The following is a 15,694-nucleotide window of genomic DNA, read 5'->3' on the forward strand; positions in this document are numbered from 1 at the left end:
TTCTGAGTATTCCCCGATTGCCGTGGTTGCGCTGGGCAGCTCAACGCCATGCCCCACCGTTCATATCTTGAGATGGGCGAGACTCGCTTCGTTAAACACCAAACTTACATTGTGATTCGCGCATTCCGCATGACGAAGTGGCTTCGGGGCAGTGCCGGCAATCGGTCCCAGGTGATTGATAGATCCTGTTCGGGAACCTCATATTGGAGCGAGCGAGCCAGGAAGCGAACAGCAACGCTCATCAATGCGACGGCGACGCCTTCACCTGGACAGCGATGGTTAACATGCGGGTCGCCTGGTCCTTGTGGGATGAAGCAGTATGGCGACGGAGAGTTGGATCGAAAGCGCTCAGGCTTGAAACGATCTGCCTCCTCCCAGAGCTGGGAATCGTGATTGGTTCCGTATAAGTCCAGCAGGACTAAGGTGCCCCTGCCAAAGGAAAATCCTTCCCATAGAAAATCTTCTTTCACGCGAGCGCTGATCGCTGGGAAGAAGGGGTAGAAACGCCGCACTTCCTGCACAAAGCAACCTATATCTCTTTCATCTCCCGACTGCAGGTTTCTCAGACAGAACGGGTGCTTGTGCAGCGCTAGCGCTGCAAAGGTTATGAATACAGAGACGGCTACCGTCGGCCGCAGCAGATTTAGTAGTTCCACTGATGCGGTATGTAGATCCAACGGCTGTCCGTGCTGGTCCTTGTAATGGGCGATGCGTTCGAGAGGCGATTGCTCGGGTGTAGGGGGAGCGGCGCGAGTGGACTCGACGAGCTCTGCCGCCCATTGCTCCAATCGGCGACGTGCCTTCCGTGCCTGCCAGTGCTGCAGACCGATCGCGCCGGCGTGCTCATAGAGAGCTGCAAGATCTTGAGTCCATTGTTGAACATCTCTTTCAGCGATTGGAGCACCGGCCCAGTCGCATACGGTGCGGCATAGAATTTCGCGAGCAATCTCGTAGAGGACGATTGACTCACCGGGACGCCAAGTTCGCGCATACTCCCTCCAACGAACCTCGCTCAACTCTGCTAGTTCCTGCACGTTCGCGGGTGTGAGCACTCCCATGAAGAGGGCCTTTCGGTGACGATGCGCATCACCGTCCAAACCTTGGACACCGTCTTGTCCGAATAAGGTTTTTTGCAGTCGCTTGGGCGCAGCGTTCTGGCGAACGAATCGGTCAGGGTCGCAAATCAAGCGAGCAGCTTCGGCACCTGTTAGGCACAGAGTTTTCTGTAATATCAAGCGAGTTTGAAACACAGGCGATTGATGAAACTTACTGCGCGTGGAGATAAATCGGTAGGGATCTCGCAAAAAGGCCCAAGTACTGTCCAATCCGGTGTCACGCGGTATGTTTGGCATTGCTGACCCCACCCGTTCTAGCTACGTGTTGCGGATTTCATCCTGCTCTGAAGAATTGTGACCGGCCGGGTAAGCAGATGTTGGATGAACAGGATCAATAAATTGCCCGAAATAATTTCTGGGGTAGTCCTTTTCATGCAATCCAACCTCAGCCTCGCCCAGCTTCCCGGCGCTGTCGTAGAAGGTTCCAAACATCTGATCCCACACAGTTGAAAACTCACCGAAGTTGACCTGAGCGTCTTCGAAGTCGCGCTTATGGTGCCAACGATGGACCTCAGCAACCCCTAGCACATGCCGCAGCCAACCCACGCTGTAGTCCAGGTTCGAATGCTGAAAGGCCAGATGGACGGTTAGGATCCCAAACCACGTTGCGACTACGGCAGACGGAGCTCCAGATATGAGCAAAACCACCAGCCCCGGCCCGGCCATCAACGCCGCATGCAGAGGATGTCGACGTTCTCCGTTCATCCAGTAGAGCCGCTCAGCGCTGTGATGGATCATGTGAAAGCGCCACAGCCAATGCACCCGGTGGCTGATGCGGTGCATTACATACAGGCTCAAGTCGAGCACGGCGGCGACTAGTAGCAATTGCAGCCACAATGGGCTCTCGATCGGAAAGAGCCGAACCGAAGCCGGTACCGCATCGCCTAACTTAGCCAGGAATTCTGCAGTAAATTGAATGACAGACAGGTTCACCAGCATGTGCAGCAGATCCGTCAGGGTGTCCTGATGATCTTCCAGCCAGGCTCGCCGAAAAGGCTGGATGCGCTCCAAGCCAGCAATGAGTAGCAGCCCCGCCGCGGCGACTATGGGTGTGGTGGGCCAATACGGTATACCTGCATACAGCGCCCAAATCATGAAGGAGGCACAGCCGCCAAACACAAGTGGATAGCTCAGCCACCTTATGGCGAATCGCAAGGGAATAGACATCGCTCAGCTCCTGAGTAGGGAGCCATGACTGTATGTGGGAAGGTCCGCTTTCGGCTTGAACGAAAGAGCTACGACCCCTGAAGATCGACTTCAGCCAGGGCGGAGGAAGGATCGATGCCCAGCAGTGCCCGGAATGTCCGGGAGAAATGTGCCGAGTCAGAAAAGCCCGCCTCATGGGCCGCTTCGGTGAGTAGACCCCCTTTGGCTAGGTGCTGTAGGGCTTGTGTGAGACGTAACCATTTCGCATAGCTGCGCAGCGGCAAGCCTGTCTGTTCCACGAACCAATGGGAAAACCGTGTAGGGGATAAATGCACCAACGCGGCCATTTCTTCGCGCCTCATTTGGCCTCTATGCAGCGCTTCAATCACCTTTGTCAAGCGAGGATCTGGAATCGGTGGATCGGGTAGCCGCAGTGCCTGGCGCACCCCCGTCCTAACCTGGAGAGCGGTATGTCCTGTCTCGCGCAGCATATCGATAATCGCTACTACGTCCGCCGGGGCGATCACGACTACCCTTGCTTCTTCGGTACCCCGCATAGTTGGGGCTTCATCGGATAGTGCATCCAGATAGATCGACAGCACTCGACCAGCACTGATCCGGTGTTTCAGGCCCGCGGCGATGAAGATGGCAGCCCCTGTTTGAATGCCCAACGGAGTTTCAACCGATACAGGTGAATCGAGGCCCACTGAAATCTGATGCGCCTGATGGTGGTGCCACTCCTGGTGGCCGGCACGGCCATGAAAGATGCCGATGCCGGGCCCTATCCAGGCCTGGCCTGCCCAGCGTACGGTATCCGTTGAGAGCGAGCCTTTCATTCGTTGACTCGGTCGGCTTCCGCATTTGGGCTTAGCAAACTGCTCAGGATCAACATGGCGGCGCCACCGACGATAGCAATATCCGCCAGGTTAAACGCAGGCCAATGCCAGGACTGCCAGTAAAAATCCAGGTAGTCGATTACATGGCCTCGAAATGCGCGATCAATCAGATTCCCAACTGCCCCGCCCAAGATAAGGCTATAGCCTAGGGCTTCGCTTTTGGCTCTGCGTTTACGCAATATCAGAGCCAGCACGATCGAAACGACCAAAGCTATGACAATGAAGAAGTAACGCTGCCAACCACCCGCGTCAGCCAGGAAGCTGAACGCTGCACCGGTATTCCAGAAGTGAACCAGGTTGAAGAACGGGGTGAGAGGAATCACGGTGCCGACCGGGAGCGAACCCGTAATTGCGCTTTTCAACGCTAGGTCGGCCGAGGCAATGGCTAGCGATAGCATCCACCAGAACCCAGGAGCAACAAGAGGTGATCTAGGAGACGACCTCATTGCATTTCTCCTTGAAGAAGTCGCTGCAGCTCCGGTGAAATAGGCATCGGCGCAAAAGCACTAACCCTGGCGCGCCCGCTGTTTCCGAGCGGCACCCAGATCTTCGAGAACAGCAGGGCCGCCATGATTCGCGGTACTTGGCTGAGCACCTTTCGAAAGTCGCGCAACTGCCAGTCGGCCCTCAGCATCAGCCAATGGCTCTGAGCATGAAGAATAGGCATTCGCTGGCTCAATATGTGGGCTCGCTCCAGCCAGGAGAAAGCCTCGGTTGGCGCCTCTGCATTAAGTGCTTTCCTAGCCTGGAAGAAGGCCTCATCAATGGCAATGCTGAGGGTGGTATTCATCTGGATCTCACTTACGCAGTAGATGCCCGAGTGAACACCCTATAGCTGCTATAGGGTCAAGCGCTATGGGCGATTCAAGACGACGCAAAAATGACTTTATGTCGGAATTACGAAAGAGGTTTGTCGCCCCCCAGCAGGCCCGAAAGTATCCCGCAGTCCAGACTTTGTCGTTCGTTATCGCAGCAACCTCGCAACGTCACCAGCTGGTTTTCGAGAGCATGTAAGGATGCGATCTGAGCCCTTACCTGTGCGATATGTCTATCAAGGAGCTCATTGACCGCAACGCAGGGTTGCTGCGGCTGTTCCTGATAGCTCTGCAAAACACCAATTTCTTCCAGTGACATGCCAAAAGAGCGGCATCGGCGAATGAACAGCAGTTTGTCCGCATGGTGTGCTTTATAGGTTCGATAGCCATTGTCCTCGCGTTCGGGCGGTGGAAGCAGTCCCTGACGTTCATAAAAACGAATCGTCTGAGTGTCCACTCCTGTCCGCTGTGCAAGTTGACCGATGCGCATGGTCTGTCCCTTGGTAAAAAAGCCAGTATATCCAGGCTTGACCCTATAGCCACTACATGGTTTTTAATCGGTAGAATCAAGTCCTATAGGAGAGGCGAGTCATGACTTCTTGTGATAAATCCTGTGGCTGTGGCCCTGAGCCGGTAAGCACTGAAGCGGCAGCCGCGCCTTCGAATGAAGGGACTTGGGTCAGCAGTTTTTCTGTGCCCAAGATGGATTGCCCGTCAGAAGAGCGAATGATTCGGCTCGCGCTCAATGGCTTTTCTGAACTCAATTCGCTGTCCTTTGATCTGAGCAGCAGACAGGTACGCGCTTTCCATGACGGTCCGGTTGACCAGATCGCAACCAAGCTGGAATCACTTGGTTTGGGGGCAACATTGCTCGGTACTCAACCGGCCAGCCAGGAAGCAGCTTCGGCCAATAGCGCCAGTGAAGAGCTGACTGCTTCCAAGGAGGCTGGCTCGCTCAAAATCCTGCTCGGTATCAATGCCACGATGTTTGTCATCGAGTTGGGCGTAGGCTTGATTGCTCAGTCGACGGGTCTGATCGCCGACTCGCTGGACATGTTTGCTGATGCTGCCGTCTATGGTCTGGCTCTCTTTGCGGTCGGTCGGGCTGCGCAGCTGCAGGTTCGCGCTGCGCACCTGGCGGGTTTTATCCAGATCGTGTTGGCTCTGGGGGTACTCGTGGAGGTGGTTAGGCGCTTCATCTATGGCAGCGAACCTGAGTCGATGCTGATGATGGGGATTGGCTTAGTTGCACTCGTCGCGAACGTCAGCTGTCTCTTATTGATCTACGGCCATCGTGAAGGCGGTGCACACATGAAAGCGAGTTGGATTTTTTCGGCCAACGATGTGATCGCGAATATTGGTGTTATCGCCGCTGGAGCTCTGGTTGCGTGGACAGGCTCTTCCTATCCAGATTTGGTGATTGGTACGGTAGTTGGCCTCATCGTACTCAACGGTGCGCGCCGAATCCTGGCATTGAAAGCCTGACCAACCGGATCGACAGCACCCCCATTTTCCAAACAGAGACGCGTAGCTTGTGAGTGACGTTGAGACGGCTGAGATAGAACAGCTGATGGCTGGATTGGACGGCAAAATTGCCGAAGGGCATGCCGCTCGTTAAGGGCCTGATACTTGGGCGTTTTGCTGGTGGCCTCGGACAGCAGCCCACTGGCGCCCTTGCATGGCGAACTGATGAATACGGCGTCGGGGCGCAGATTCTGCGCGGCGCGGCGTATGTCCTCGGCAGTCGCCTCGGTCCAGCCAGCAGGCGGTTGCTGGCCATGGAAACGGGTGTATTGCTCGCGGGTAAAGAGGTCTAACAGGGTGCCGGGAACGCCAGCTAGTCGCTCGAAGTCACGGAGCCCAGCTGGGTCTACGTCTACACCTCCAAGACACTCCCATTGGGCCTCTACATTCCCGACAACGGGGCGCGCTCTATTGAACCCTCGAGCCCCACCCCCAAGGCCGCAGCAGAAATGGAAATGGTACAGGGTGCGTTTCAGGTGAGCAGAGCTGGAATCGCGGGAGCTGTCGTACATGCTAGATCCTCTAACGGATATGTTTGCATGCGCGACATTGAACTACAGTTCAACTTATGGCAACACAATAATTGAACTGTGGTTCAATTACTTGACGGACGGTAACCCGCGGACTGCATCATCCCAAATCTGATCACGCTCGGGATCGTTACCCACTTTGCTGATCCAAGCTACTGAGTAGCTCCACCGCTCAGCGAGCAGCCTGCCTGTCCAACCTTTGCTCTTATAAGCAGCCTTGAACTCGGCAGGAGTCATGCGTGCCGGCCTATCGGCCTCGCCGTCAGACATAATTTTTCCAGTCATAGTGATCTCTATCTGGCCGCGGCGCTGCCAAGCTATCGGCAGCAGGCCAACATTGAACTGTGATTCAACAAGGGGCAAGAGGTTTTATTGTACTTGGCGTCAACTCAAAGCTGGGGATAGGCAACCAGCCTATCGGCTGGATACTGGGTCATGAACTCACTGCTGATTTCAGCGGGAGCTGTCAGCCAGTCCTGGTACAGCGCCTGAGGGAGCACCACCACCATGCGCTTCTCATGCCCCGGGCGATGGAAGTTGCGCATCAGCGCATGGTCATCGGCATTCACCGTCAGCATTGAGAACGACAGCTCCCTATCACCTGCAGCAGTTTTCCTCTCCTCCCATAGGCCCGCTATCCCTAGCAGCCGCCCATCGGCACGGGAAATTCGAGTAGGAATAGCCTTGCCTGTTCGCCAGTCGGGCTCATAGATCGCCACCGCAGGGATGATGCAGTGCTGTGCCTTCTTCCATGCCTCCCTGAATGACCGCTTGACCGAGGCCGTCTCAGAACGGGCGTTGTAGGTGGACCGTGCCAGCTTTTTGTCGGCCCAGAAGGGCAGGAGCCCAAACACTCCCACCTCAGCTTCAAATGGCAACACGGCGTCATCGTACGGGTCGACATTGCGAGGCTTGCGCAGGAACGGCCCGGCATAACCTGGCCACAATTCGAGCTTCTCCTGAGCGTCGAACTCGACACCAAACTCTTCTTGGAGACGCTCTGGGGTAGGGGCTTCGTAACGACTGCACATAACACACCTCTCATTCGTCACTGTGCTGCTCGGTGTTGCGGCCCGCAACGCCTTGGCGAGTGGGATCTATGATTAGGACTATCTCTCGCGGCACCCCGCTTACTGAGTACATCCTTATACTGAACGCCTGCCTCCGACGATGGTGAATGCATGTCGATAGATCAGCCCCTCCCTTTCTGGCGCAGAGCAGGAACATTTCTATGGGACTCAGTGCGTGAGGACTGTGGGTATCCTGCAACGCTCATGAAGCTGATTAAGAGCCCAGTCAAACTTAATTCGCCCATCCAGGAAACAGCAAAAGGTATTGGCGCAGGAGCGGTTGTTAGGTGGCACGACTTCGGATCTCTTATTTATGAGCGCGGGATATATCGCGACAAGCTGAATGGATGGACCCACTGCCGCACCTATGGTCGGTATGGCTCGACTAGCATCGAATGCGCCCCACTATTGCGCGTTGGCAGCGAGATGCAGATCCAACGGTGGCGGTGCGATATCCAACAGGTAGATGGCTTCTCCGCGTCGAAATCCGAACTCAAGGAGTTCGCCACCATGGATGACATGGTGGTAAGGAACTCACCCGAGATGATCGACGAGATATCTCCGGCGAAGCTGGCGAAGAATCTGGCCTGGGATGAAATTCGGATCATCAGCCACGTCGATCACGATTATTTCGCCACTTGGGCTTGGGACGGACGCGTCTTTCTGATGAACTCCGGCGGTTCGCATCACTTCGCAGCTGCCAAGTACATCGCGGCGCGGCTTGAACAGCCGGTTGAGCTGACCGGAACCTATAAGATCTACGGGTTATGTGAGCAGGCTATAACAGAACTCAGGCGTGAATACGGCATGTTCGTGTTGTCGCATGAGCCTGATGCTTGGTTGGGGTTCAACGAAGCTATGGCTCGCTTCAAGGCAACGTATTATTGGAAGACATTGCCCCGCCCGCACAACCACCAGCGTTGCGCAATTTTTTTACCGCTAAAGGAGAAGCGCTCTGCCATGGTTGCGAGGATTCTCAAGGAAAACAATTTCCAGGACCTAGGCGCTTACTTGGCTGGCCTAGCTGCCCAGTCACAAGCGGTCATCAACAAAGTCAATCCGCCATAATTAGGGTAGTCCAGACCTCAGCGCAACTATCCAATGATAGCTAGTGATCATCCTGACTCTCACAAAGTTTGAGATTGGGATTATCCAGCATCTCAGTTGTGAATACGTCGCCGGGTTTTTTGAGCATATAACCCTTCAGTGTTTTCGTTTTACGAGGTCCAAAGACTTCGCACGTCCAGATGTTATGTCCGTTGCTCTTCTTAACGTGAAGCTTCAGCTTTTCGAACGACTTTTGGACCTGCAGCCATGGCTGTCCTTCGCCAGCCCTCGCTGAGAAGAGGGTCGGATGCTCTTGGGCATACCTTCTGAATATTTCAGGAGTCACCAGAAAAGCCGTGCCGTTGACGGTGTGAACCTTGGCTTTTGCATCTTTGATAATGATCTTGTGGGTTCCTACACCCACTTTTAGCCAGTGCATGAAAAGGTGACCTAGCGTGTCGCCGATCGGGCCAGCGATGGTAGCGGTCGCGGCAGTGTCTGACTGAGCTTCGACCTCGGACGCCGCCGGCATCGCCGGGGCGGGTACCGAATTGGTCGGCGCGTCACGCATATCCATCAGATCCAGAAGGTAGTCCGTATCATCTACCTCATCGGGTTGCGGTCCATGGTCACTTGCGGGTTCGTCCCCTTGAGGCTCTGCCGCAACGGCATCGCCGCCCCCGGCAGTAAGGCTGGGCTTTTCCTCCTGCGCTTCGGAAGCTGCGGCAGGGGCTGCTTCTTCGTTGAGGACTTGCACCGAGCCGCCAAAAGGCTCCGGGCGGTCTTCGCCAGCTGCCCATATGAGTGAAGGTGAAACTCTCAAGAACGTGAATGCGTTCTTCCATCCCGTAGGGCTCAGGATTTCGGCATCCCAAATAGCTTTGCCAGCAGGATTCGCAACAATCAGGCCGTTATCCTGAAAGACATTGAAGAGAGTGGAGTTGCGGTCCGGAACACCCTCAATCCCTTGGCTGAGGAGGTGAGCACGCAGCCGATCCGAAACGGTCTTGCTGACCAGCCAGATCGCATCGGCCGTGATCCAGCCATCGGAAGCGTCTGGCTGATTCAACTTGAGCTCGTTCTTCACCAGGTAGCGCAGCCCATCGAGGAGCTGACGCTGAAGAGTGTTACGCGGTGCTGCCACAGCTCTGTCTGGATTGCCGCCAAGCTCATGGGCGACCGACGCCTGGTCAGACCTTACAACGATGTCCCCAAGAACCCCAGCGTGCTCAAACTGGCCAGCCAGTACGTACAGCAAAGCACCCCAGAGCTCTGGATTGGATGAGATCCATCCGATACCATTCAATCAATGTACCCATAGAACGCATACGCGGAATTCGTGTGTGCGTTGATTCGTGAGCGGCAGAGAGAGGGCATTCATTGGTGAAGCAGCGCTGCGGGGTTTAAGAGTGCTCAGCGAGCCTGCTCGAAGAGCCGGCGCCGTGCTGAAGCACGTGAACCGAAACGCCGCTCTGGCCCGGTAGCTGCCAGTCGTCACCGGCGGCAATCGGCCGATTCTGTTGAAAAAGTAGGTTTAGCGGCGGCCTGCCGATCAGGTGTGCCTGCTGTCGAAGTGACTGCAAGCCACTTCAGGTTGCCTTTCGGCGTTTCGCTGAGCGTCCTTGCTCAGGCCTGAGGGTTAATTTGAAGGTTTCTGCTCTCAGCAGGCGTACCTATCCCGTGAGCGGTGGCCCTTGAGGCAAAAGCTTGGCCATGCGTCGCAGGTTCTGCACCGCCGCCGCCAAAGTGAATTCGTCAGTGGCACCTGTCAGGCCGCGCAGTCGTAAACGATCGAGTTTCATGATCCGTTTGAGGTGGGCGAACAGCATCTCCACCTTCTTTCGTTCGCAGCGAGAGACGAGGTATTCCGGTGTCTTGGCGATGCGCCTGGCCACATCGCGGGCAGCCTCATGGATACTGCGGACGATCTTCCGATTCGGCGTGTTGGGGCAGCATTTCGCTTTCAGCGGACAGGTAGTGCAGTCGGTTTGGCTGGAGCGATAAATGATGGTGTTGGCCTTGGTCACCCGCGATCTTTTCTGGGTGAAGGCGCGCCACTCACTGCGTAGTGGTTTGCCGGCTGGGCAGCGGTATTCATTGGCCTCCTGGTTCCAGTGGAAGTCGTTACTGGAGAGGCTGTCGTCCTTGCGCTCAGTCTTGTCCCACACCGGCACATGCGGCTCGATGTCCTTTTCTTCGACCATCCAGGCCAGCATCGGGGCGGTGCCATAAGCGGTATCGCCGATAAGGCGTTCCGGTGTGAGATCGAACTGAGCTTTGACACGCTCGACCATCGTCCTAGTCGAATCGACTTCGGCGGTACGGTGCGCCGGGGTAGCTTCCACGTCCATGATCACACCGTGCTCAGTGTCGATCAGGTAATTCGTGGAGTAGGCAAAAAAGGCCGGCCCACCTGGCGCTGCTGTCCAACGGGACTGAGGATCTGTGAGCGAAATTTTCTTGGGAAGAGCCTCAGCCAGCGCCTCTTCATCAAGGGCTTCGAGGTACTCGCGCACTGCGCGGCTGCTGAGCTTTGGATCGTTCCAATCGACCTCATCTCCCGCTACCCCACGTTGCCGGCTGGCATCCGCCTTGATGATGCTAGCGTCGACGGCAAAACCTTCGCCCTTGACTAGGCCGGCTGCCATGCAACGCCGCAGCACCTCATTGAACAACCAGCGGAACAGATCGCTGTCACGAAAACGCCCATGGCGATTCTTCGAGAAGGTCGAGTGATTGGGGACTTCGTCTTCCAGACCCAGCCGGCAGAACCAGCGATAGGCCAGGTTCAGGTGCACCTCTTCGCACAATCGCCGCTCGGAACGAATGCCATAGCAGTAGCCGACGACCAGCATGCGCACCATCAATTCCGGGTCAATCGAGGGGCGTCCGATGGGACTATAGAAGTCCGCCAGGTAGGCGCGCAGATCACTAAGATCCAGGCACTGGTCGATGCTGCGCAGGAGGTGTTGAGCCGGGACGTGATCTTCTAGGTTGAACGAGTAGAACAGGCGCTGCTGTCCTCCCGGTAACTGCCCCATCATGCTGTTCGCCCCCACGCTCGCTGACAGAGCAATTTTGCCAACGGCATGGAGAGGCCGCTACTTTTTCAACAGAATCGGCCAAATGCTGCCTCCGGCAGCTACCGACCAAAGCCTCCACAGAATTCCATCCAAATACTCATTGGCGCCTAGCCCACGGGGCAAACAGGGCGCGCAGCAGGCGGGATAAGAACTTGGGTACATCAATCTCGGCGATCAGCAGAGCTGAAAAGATGAGAGCTGCACCGGCCAGGGTTCTTCCATCCAAGGTTTCGCCAAGGAGCATCGCTCCCGCGAATGCTGCGAAGATGGGCTCGAACAGGTAGGTCAGGGCTACTTTTTCTTCTTCGAGATACTTCTGCGCAGCACTCTGAACCGCGTACATGAAGGCTGTGGCGAGCAACGCGCAGAACAGAACTCCTTCCCAGAAGGAGGAATCCATTGGGGCCCATTCGGCCCTAGCGTCGAAAAGTGCAGCAAAAAGGTATCCAGTAGCGCAGGTAGCCAGCGCAATGATGACCGTAAGCATCGAGTCGTACTTATGCGAGAAGAAGCCAACCGTGAGCACATATGCGGCAAAAAAGACTGCACAGCACATGATCCAGATGTCACCTGGATTCAGAGTAAGCCCGGCCCTCGTAACGATCAGATAGAGCCCTGTCAGCGCGACGGCGCAGCAGAGCCAGATTCGAGGCTCGACGCGCTTCCGAAAGAGAGCCCACTTGAAGACCGGGATGAGCAATACATCCAGGCCAGTGATGAAGGCGGTGTTGGTGATGCTGGTGTGCTGAAGCCCGACAGTCTGGAAAATGTTACCCAAACACAAGGGTAGACCTATGGCCACGCCGGCCAGGAGCGTTTCTTTGTTGATCAGTTTCAGCCGTCTGAAAAAGATCACGCAAAGCACTAGCGTAGCGAGTGCGAACTTGTACCCCAGGAATACGAAGGGTGACCCGTCCGCAACACCCACTTTGGTGAAGGCAAACGAAATCCCCCAGAACGCGGTTCCGAGGATTAACAGGCATAGATATGTCTGACGAACAGGCATGCGAAAACCATCCATTCAAATTGGAGTGGTTAGAGCATGCGGAGAGGCCGCAAGAAAGCCCGAGTTTGCCTTCAATCTCTTCTCTAACGTTAAGGCAAGTCGGTAAAGCGCTTTCATCTGCCGCTATTAATCAATCTGGGGCAGCAGGCTGTCAACAGGTGCTACAAACCAGTCTGCAGCAAGCTGCCATCGACAGATGGCTACAACATGGCACCCGATGCACTGTCGCCAGCTTCCGCTTCTGGCCGTAAGCGGAAGCGGTGCTATCTGCCCCTAAGAGGTGTGTTCAAGCTCGTCGTTTGAGCTTTAGCGAATTTCCCTGGCTCACTTTTCTAAACTGACGACTCACCGTCGCGCGAGCCCATACAGTGGCGGGCCTGAAAGCAAAGCTCGCACTTGATTTAGGTTGTCACCAACGGTCATTGAAGCGAAATGCCTTTATACCAGCGGCTGGGCGATCCTATTGATAAGTTCCGGCCCATCATTCCGCACGTTCCCGACGTCCTTACCCACCGGATGCCACTCGAATTCCTCGACGCATAAACCATGCGCCAGTGCTAGCTCCTCAGCCTTGAGCGGCAAAAGCTCCTGCTGCATCCAGAGCGCAGCGTACTCTGGCGATAGAACCAGAGGACGCCGATCGTGAATATCGAGCATGCCGGCAGCGCTAGATGACGTAATGACAACAAAGCCGTCGCCGTCTCGGGGTTCCAGCGAGGCGCCTCGCTGAAACCGCCCGAGCGCAGCGAAAAACATCGGCTCGCCGCTACGGAGCGTGATGTAGTAGGGCTGCTTGATCTTCGGGTTGGCCGCGTCCTTCTTCCACTCGTACCAACCATCAGCGGGCACTATTGCGCGGCCGGTTTGCCAGATATCGCGAAAGAACTTGCTAGTTGCGGCCGTTTCCACCCTGGCATTTATCGCTGGTGGTCGCTTCCCCTGTGCCCACAATGGGGCGTAACCCCACTTGACCGGCTCCATGCGCAGGCCATCATCGTCCTGGTGCAGGAGCTGAACCAGTGATTGCGGACACACGTTGTAGCGTCCGATTGGCTCAGGATTCACGCTGCCACGCAATGGCAAGGGCAGCTGCATCGCGATCTTGTCCAGGTACTCATAGGCGATTCGGTACTGAGCGAAACGTCCACACATGGGTGCCCCCGCACATCTGGTTCAATTGACCGGACTCTAGCTTCAGAATACTGTATATACATACAGTTATGAGGTCTGTGCCATGCCCGTCCATATGTTGGGACCTGCTGCTCCCGCCACAATTGCACTGCCGTTTTTCAGTTTCTGCGTGCCCGCCGGATTCCCGAGCCCAGCGCAGGACCACATGGAGGGGAGCATCTCGCTCGACGAGCTGATGAACATCCGAGCTCCGCATACCTACCTGGCGCGCGCAGACGGGGAGAGCATGATCCAGGTCGGCATTTTCGACCGAGACATTCTGATCATCGACCGGGGACGGGAGGCAGAAAAAGGGGAGGTGATCATCGCAGCGCTGAATAACGAGCCTCTGGTCAAGATTTTCGACCGAGCCGGCAGCCAGGTCATTCTGCGCTCGGCTAATCCGAAGTTCCCGCCGCGGTACCTCCTCGAAAGCGAAGAACTCTACGTATGGGGCGTGGTGTCATACAGCATCCGAATCCATGGCAAGTACTGAGCGGGCCATCGCCCTCATTGATTGCAACTCGTTCTACGCCAGCTGCGAGCGTGTCTTTCGACCAGACTTGCGCCGTACGCCTATCGTCGTGCTTTCGAACAATGACGGCTGCGTGATCGCGCGCTCGGCCGAGGCAAAGCAGCTCGGTATCAAAATGGGCGTGCCGTATTTTCAGATCCGGCGCGACCTGGAGCGTTGGGGCGTTGTGGTGTTTTCCAGCAATTACGCGCTGTACGGCGACATGAGCGAGCGCGTCATGACGGTCATCGAGAGCCTGGTGCCTGCGGTTGAGGTGTACTCAATCGACGAGTCGTTTGCCGACCTTACCGGTGTGCCAGACGTCGAAGTGCTCGGCAGGCGGATCCGCGCTGAGGTACTGCGCAGCACAGGTATCCCGGTCGGGGTGGGCATTGGGGGGACCAAGACGCTCGCCAAGTTGGCGAACCATTCAGCGAAGCGCTGGCAGAAGCAGACGGGTGGGGTAGTGGACCTTCTCGACCCGGTGCGGCGCGACAAGGTGCTGCGCGTGACTGACGTCGGCGATGTATGGGGTGTCGGTCGCCGGATGACCGAGCACCTGAACAGGTTGGGCATACGTACTGCTTGGGATCTAGCTAGCGCGGATGCCTGGACCCTGCGCAAAAAATTCAGCGTGGTCATCGAGAAAACCGCACGCGAACTGCGCGGGACGCCGTGCCTCGATCTGGAGGAGGTCGCGTCACCCAAACAGGAGATCTGCTGCTCGCGGATGTTCGGCAAGCGCCTGCGCGAGCTTGAGCCAATCAAGGACGCAGTGGCGGCATATGCCGCTCGGGCCAGCGAGAAGCTGAGGGCACAGCAGTCCATGTGCAAGCGCGTCCGAATCAGCATCCGTACCGGCATGTTTAATCCCGACGAGCCCAAGTTCGCGAAAGGCGTCGTGTGTGAGCTGCCGTATCCCACCAACGACACCCGCTACATCATCCGGGCGGCGATCGCTGGGTTGGAACACATCTATCGCGATGGCTTTTCGTTCAGCAAGGCAGAGGTCCTGCTGATGGACCTCTGCCAGCGCGGCGAGTACACCGACGATCTATTCGCCCAAACCCAGCCCGCCGCGTCGGAGCGCGTTATGGGCGTGCTCGATGCAATCAACGCCAAGTGGGGCCGCAATACCCTCCGGCCCGGCCGCGTAACCACCGCGCCGGACTGGGGCATGCGACGGGAGATGATGAGCCAAAGTTTCACGACCAGGCTGGATCAGTTGTGGGTGGTGCGGTGCAACTAGGCGAGTGCATGCGAGGACCGATGAATTCCAGGTACTGGTTGTAGTGCGATCGCTTGCATCCGTTGACCGCTGAAAGCGTAAAGAAAAAGCCAGGCAGTGCCTGGCTCTTGTGTTGGTCGGATAGCTTACTGAAGCCAACCCTCTACCTTTTCGGCGCCGTGCTTTTCTTTCCAAGCTTTCAAAATCTTATGATTGCCACCCTTCGTCTCTACCACCTCTCCAGTTTCTGGGTTTTTGTAAACCTTAACTTGGCGCTGCCGACGAGGCGCTTGAGACGTCGGGGTGGCGCTGATGCTGGTGCGGCTGGGCTGCGGATCCAATATTGAAATAATTTCGCGCAGGCCTACGTCATATTGCCCCATCAAATTGCGGAGTTTTTCCTCGAACTCGATTTCGCGCTTGAGTTTGTCGTCATTCTTAAGAGCATCAAGCTGCTTGAGCTGGGCTGCGAGCTGGGCTTCTAGAGCTTTGAATTCGGCGAGTTTGGACATGGGTAACCTTCGGAGAACGAAACTGCTTTGTGTGTCTC

Annotated in this window: 16 protein-coding genes and 1 pseudogene; 4 read left to right on the forward strand and 13 right to left on the reverse strand. The window is 56.3% G+C overall.

What is annotated here, in order from left to right:
- Positions 1-104 precede the first annotated feature (104 nt).
- The 6 genes from LW136_RS04115 to cadR form a co-directional block, all read right to left on the reverse strand.
- Positions 105-1,352: a cytochrome P450 gene (locus LW136_RS04115; protein WP_038663091.1), complete on the reverse strand. Its 1,248-nt coding sequence runs from the start codon at positions 1,350-1,352 to the stop codon at positions 105-107.
- A 21-nt stretch (positions 1,353-1,373) separates the two neighbouring features.
- Positions 1,374-2,282: a sterol desaturase family protein gene (locus LW136_RS04120; protein ID WP_023083085.1), complete on the reverse strand. Its 909-nt coding sequence runs from the start codon at positions 2,280-2,282 to the stop codon at positions 1,374-1,376.
- A 68-nt stretch (positions 2,283-2,350) separates the two neighbouring features.
- Positions 2,351-3,097, reverse strand: a complete 747-nt coding sequence (locus LW136_RS04125) for a helix-turn-helix transcriptional regulator (protein WP_023083084.1) — start codon at positions 3,095-3,097, stop codon at positions 2,351-2,353.
- Positions 3,094-3,555 (reverse strand): signal peptidase II, encoded by a 462-nt coding sequence (gene lspA, locus LW136_RS04130; RefSeq protein WP_230697886.1) that lies wholly within the window; start codon positions 3,553-3,555, stop codon positions 3,094-3,096. The genes LW136_RS04125 and lspA overlap by 4 nt, the downstream gene beginning before the upstream one ends.
- A gap of 44 nt (positions 3,556-3,599) precedes the next feature.
- Positions 3,600-3,947, reverse strand: a complete 348-nt coding sequence (locus LW136_RS04135) for a DUF3703 domain-containing protein (protein ID WP_017246253.1) — start codon at positions 3,945-3,947, stop codon at positions 3,600-3,602.
- A 107-nt stretch (positions 3,948-4,054) separates the two neighbouring features.
- Complete coding sequence (gene cadR, locus LW136_RS04140; RefSeq protein ID WP_090523084.1) at positions 4,055-4,462, reverse strand: Cd(II)/Pb(II)-responsive transcriptional regulator; 408 nt, start codon at positions 4,460-4,462, stop codon at positions 4,055-4,057.
- A gap of 101 nt (positions 4,463-4,563) precedes the next feature.
- Here cadR and LW136_RS04145 point away from each other — a divergent pair, with 101 nt between their 5' ends.
- Entirely contained in the window at positions 4,564-5,457 is an 894-nt protein-coding gene (locus LW136_RS04145; protein WP_026006648.1) for a cation efflux transmembrane domain-containing protein, read from the forward strand.
- 125 nt (positions 5,458-5,582) lie between these two features.
- Here LW136_RS04145 and LW136_RS04150 read toward each other — a convergent pair.
- Both LW136_RS04150 and LW136_RS04155 read right to left on the reverse strand, forming a co-directional pair.
- A pseudogene (locus LW136_RS04150) lies at positions 5,583-6,008 on the reverse strand (DNA cytosine methyltransferase); the annotation flags it as partial.
- Positions 6,009-6,415: 407 nt separating this feature from the next.
- The gene (locus tag LW136_RS04155; protein WP_017246258.1) at positions 6,416-7,057 is read right to left on the reverse strand and encodes an SOS response-associated peptidase; all 642 of its coding nucleotides are present in this window, start codon (positions 7,055-7,057) and stop codon (positions 6,416-6,418) included.
- 243 nt (positions 7,058-7,300) lie between these two features.
- Here LW136_RS04155 and LW136_RS04160 point away from each other — a divergent pair, with 243 nt between their 5' ends.
- Positions 7,301-8,164: a DUF6685 family protein gene (locus LW136_RS04160; protein ID WP_020307701.1), complete on the forward strand. Its 864-nt coding sequence runs from the start codon at positions 7,301-7,303 to the stop codon at positions 8,162-8,164.
- Between the two features lie 40 nt (positions 8,165-8,204).
- Here the strand turns inward: LW136_RS04160 and LW136_RS04165 are convergent, their stop codons facing one another.
- The 4 genes from LW136_RS04165 to LW136_RS04180 form a co-directional block, all read right to left on the reverse strand.
- Entirely contained in the window at positions 8,205-9,449 is a 1,245-nt protein-coding gene (locus LW136_RS04165) for a helicase/relaxase domain-containing protein (RefSeq protein ID WP_234174703.1), read from the reverse strand.
- Between the two features lie 367 nt (positions 9,450-9,816).
- Complete coding sequence (locus LW136_RS04170) at positions 9,817-11,187, reverse strand: IS1182-like element ISCfr1 family transposase (protein WP_003116647.1); 1,371 nt, start codon at positions 11,185-11,187, stop codon at positions 9,817-9,819.
- Between the two features lie 136 nt (positions 11,188-11,323).
- Positions 11,324-12,232: a DMT family transporter gene (locus LW136_RS04175; protein ID WP_019406364.1), complete on the reverse strand. Its 909-nt coding sequence runs from the start codon at positions 12,230-12,232 to the stop codon at positions 11,324-11,326.
- Between the two features lie 438 nt (positions 12,233-12,670).
- Positions 12,671-13,384 carry an SOS response-associated peptidase family protein gene (locus tag LW136_RS04180; RefSeq protein ID WP_011914413.1) on the reverse strand — a complete coding sequence of 238 codons (714 nt, stop codon included), beginning with the start codon at positions 13,382-13,384 and terminating at the stop codon, positions 12,671-12,673.
- An 82-nt stretch (positions 13,385-13,466) separates the two neighbouring features.
- On the opposite strand from LW136_RS04180, the gene LW136_RS04185 reads away from it, so the two are divergent.
- Both LW136_RS04185 and umuC read left to right on the forward strand, forming a co-directional pair.
- Positions 13,467-13,898: a LexA family protein gene (locus tag LW136_RS04185; protein ID WP_011914412.1), complete on the forward strand. Its 432-nt coding sequence runs from the start codon at positions 13,467-13,469 to the stop codon at positions 13,896-13,898.
- Positions 13,885-15,165: a translesion error-prone DNA polymerase V subunit UmuC gene (gene umuC, locus LW136_RS04190; protein ID WP_017243954.1), complete on the forward strand. Its 1,281-nt coding sequence runs from the start codon at positions 13,885-13,887 to the stop codon at positions 15,163-15,165. The genes LW136_RS04185 and umuC overlap by 14 nt, the downstream gene beginning before the upstream one ends.
- A gap of 125 nt (positions 15,166-15,290) precedes the next feature.
- Here umuC and LW136_RS04195 read toward each other — a convergent pair whose 3' ends face one another.
- Positions 15,291-15,656: a histone-like nucleoid-structuring protein, MvaT/MvaU family gene (locus tag LW136_RS04195; protein ID WP_017243953.1), complete on the reverse strand. Its 366-nt coding sequence runs from the start codon at positions 15,654-15,656 to the stop codon at positions 15,291-15,293.
- Positions 15,657-15,694: the final 38 nt, after the last annotated feature.

Origin of the sequence: Stutzerimonas kunmingensis (genome assembly GCF_021432085.1) — a bacterium.
In the GTDB taxonomy this organism is placed as follows: Bacteria; Pseudomonadota; Gammaproteobacteria; order Pseudomonadales; family Pseudomonadaceae; genus Stutzerimonas.

Coding starts and splice junctions, on each gene's coding strand:
- LW136_RS04115 (WP_038663091.1), bottom strand. CDS start 1,352: ATGCCAAACATACCGCGTGACACCGGATTGGACAGTACTTGGGCCTTT.
- LW136_RS04120 (WP_023083085.1), bottom strand. CDS start 2,282: ATGTCTATTCCCTTGCGATTCGCCATAAGGTGGCTGAGCTATCCACTT.
- LW136_RS04125 (WP_023083084.1), bottom strand. CDS start 3,097: ATGAAAGGCTCGCTCTCAACGGATACCGTACGCTGGGCAGGCCAGGCC.
- lspA (WP_230697886.1), bottom strand. CDS start 3,555: ATGCTATCGCTAGCCATTGCCTCGGCCGACCTAGCGTTGAAAAGCGCA.
- LW136_RS04135 (WP_017246253.1), bottom strand. CDS start 3,947: ATGAATACCACCCTCAGCATTGCCATTGATGAGGCCTTCTTCCAGGCT.
- cadR (WP_090523084.1), bottom strand. CDS start 4,462: ATGCGCATCGGTCAACTTGCACAGCGGACAGGAGTGGACACTCAGACG.
- LW136_RS04145 (WP_026006648.1), top strand. CDS start 4,564: ATGACTTCTTGTGATAAATCCTGTGGCTGTGGCCCTGAGCCGGTAAGC.
- LW136_RS04155 (WP_017246258.1), bottom strand. CDS start 7,057: ATGTGCAGTCGTTACGAAGCCCCTACCCCAGAGCGTCTCCAAGAAGAG.
- LW136_RS04160 (WP_020307701.1), top strand. CDS start 7,301: ATGAAGCTGATTAAGAGCCCAGTCAAACTTAATTCGCCCATCCAGGAA.
- LW136_RS04170 (WP_003116647.1), bottom strand. CDS start 11,187: ATGATGGGGCAGTTACCGGGAGGACAGCAGCGCCTGTTCTACTCGTTC.
- LW136_RS04175 (WP_019406364.1), bottom strand. CDS start 12,232: ATGCCTGTTCGTCAGACATATCTATGCCTGTTAATCCTCGGAACCGCG.
- LW136_RS04180 (WP_011914413.1), bottom strand. CDS start 13,384: ATGTGTGGACGTTTCGCTCAGTACCGAATCGCCTATGAGTACCTGGAC.
- LW136_RS04185 (WP_011914412.1), top strand. CDS start 13,467: ATGCCCGTCCATATGTTGGGACCTGCTGCTCCCGCCACAATTGCACTG.
- umuC (WP_017243954.1), top strand. CDS start 13,885: ATGGCAAGTACTGAGCGGGCCATCGCCCTCATTGATTGCAACTCGTTC.
- LW136_RS04195 (WP_017243953.1), bottom strand. CDS start 15,656: ATGTCCAAACTCGCCGAATTCAAAGCTCTAGAAGCCCAGCTCGCAGCC.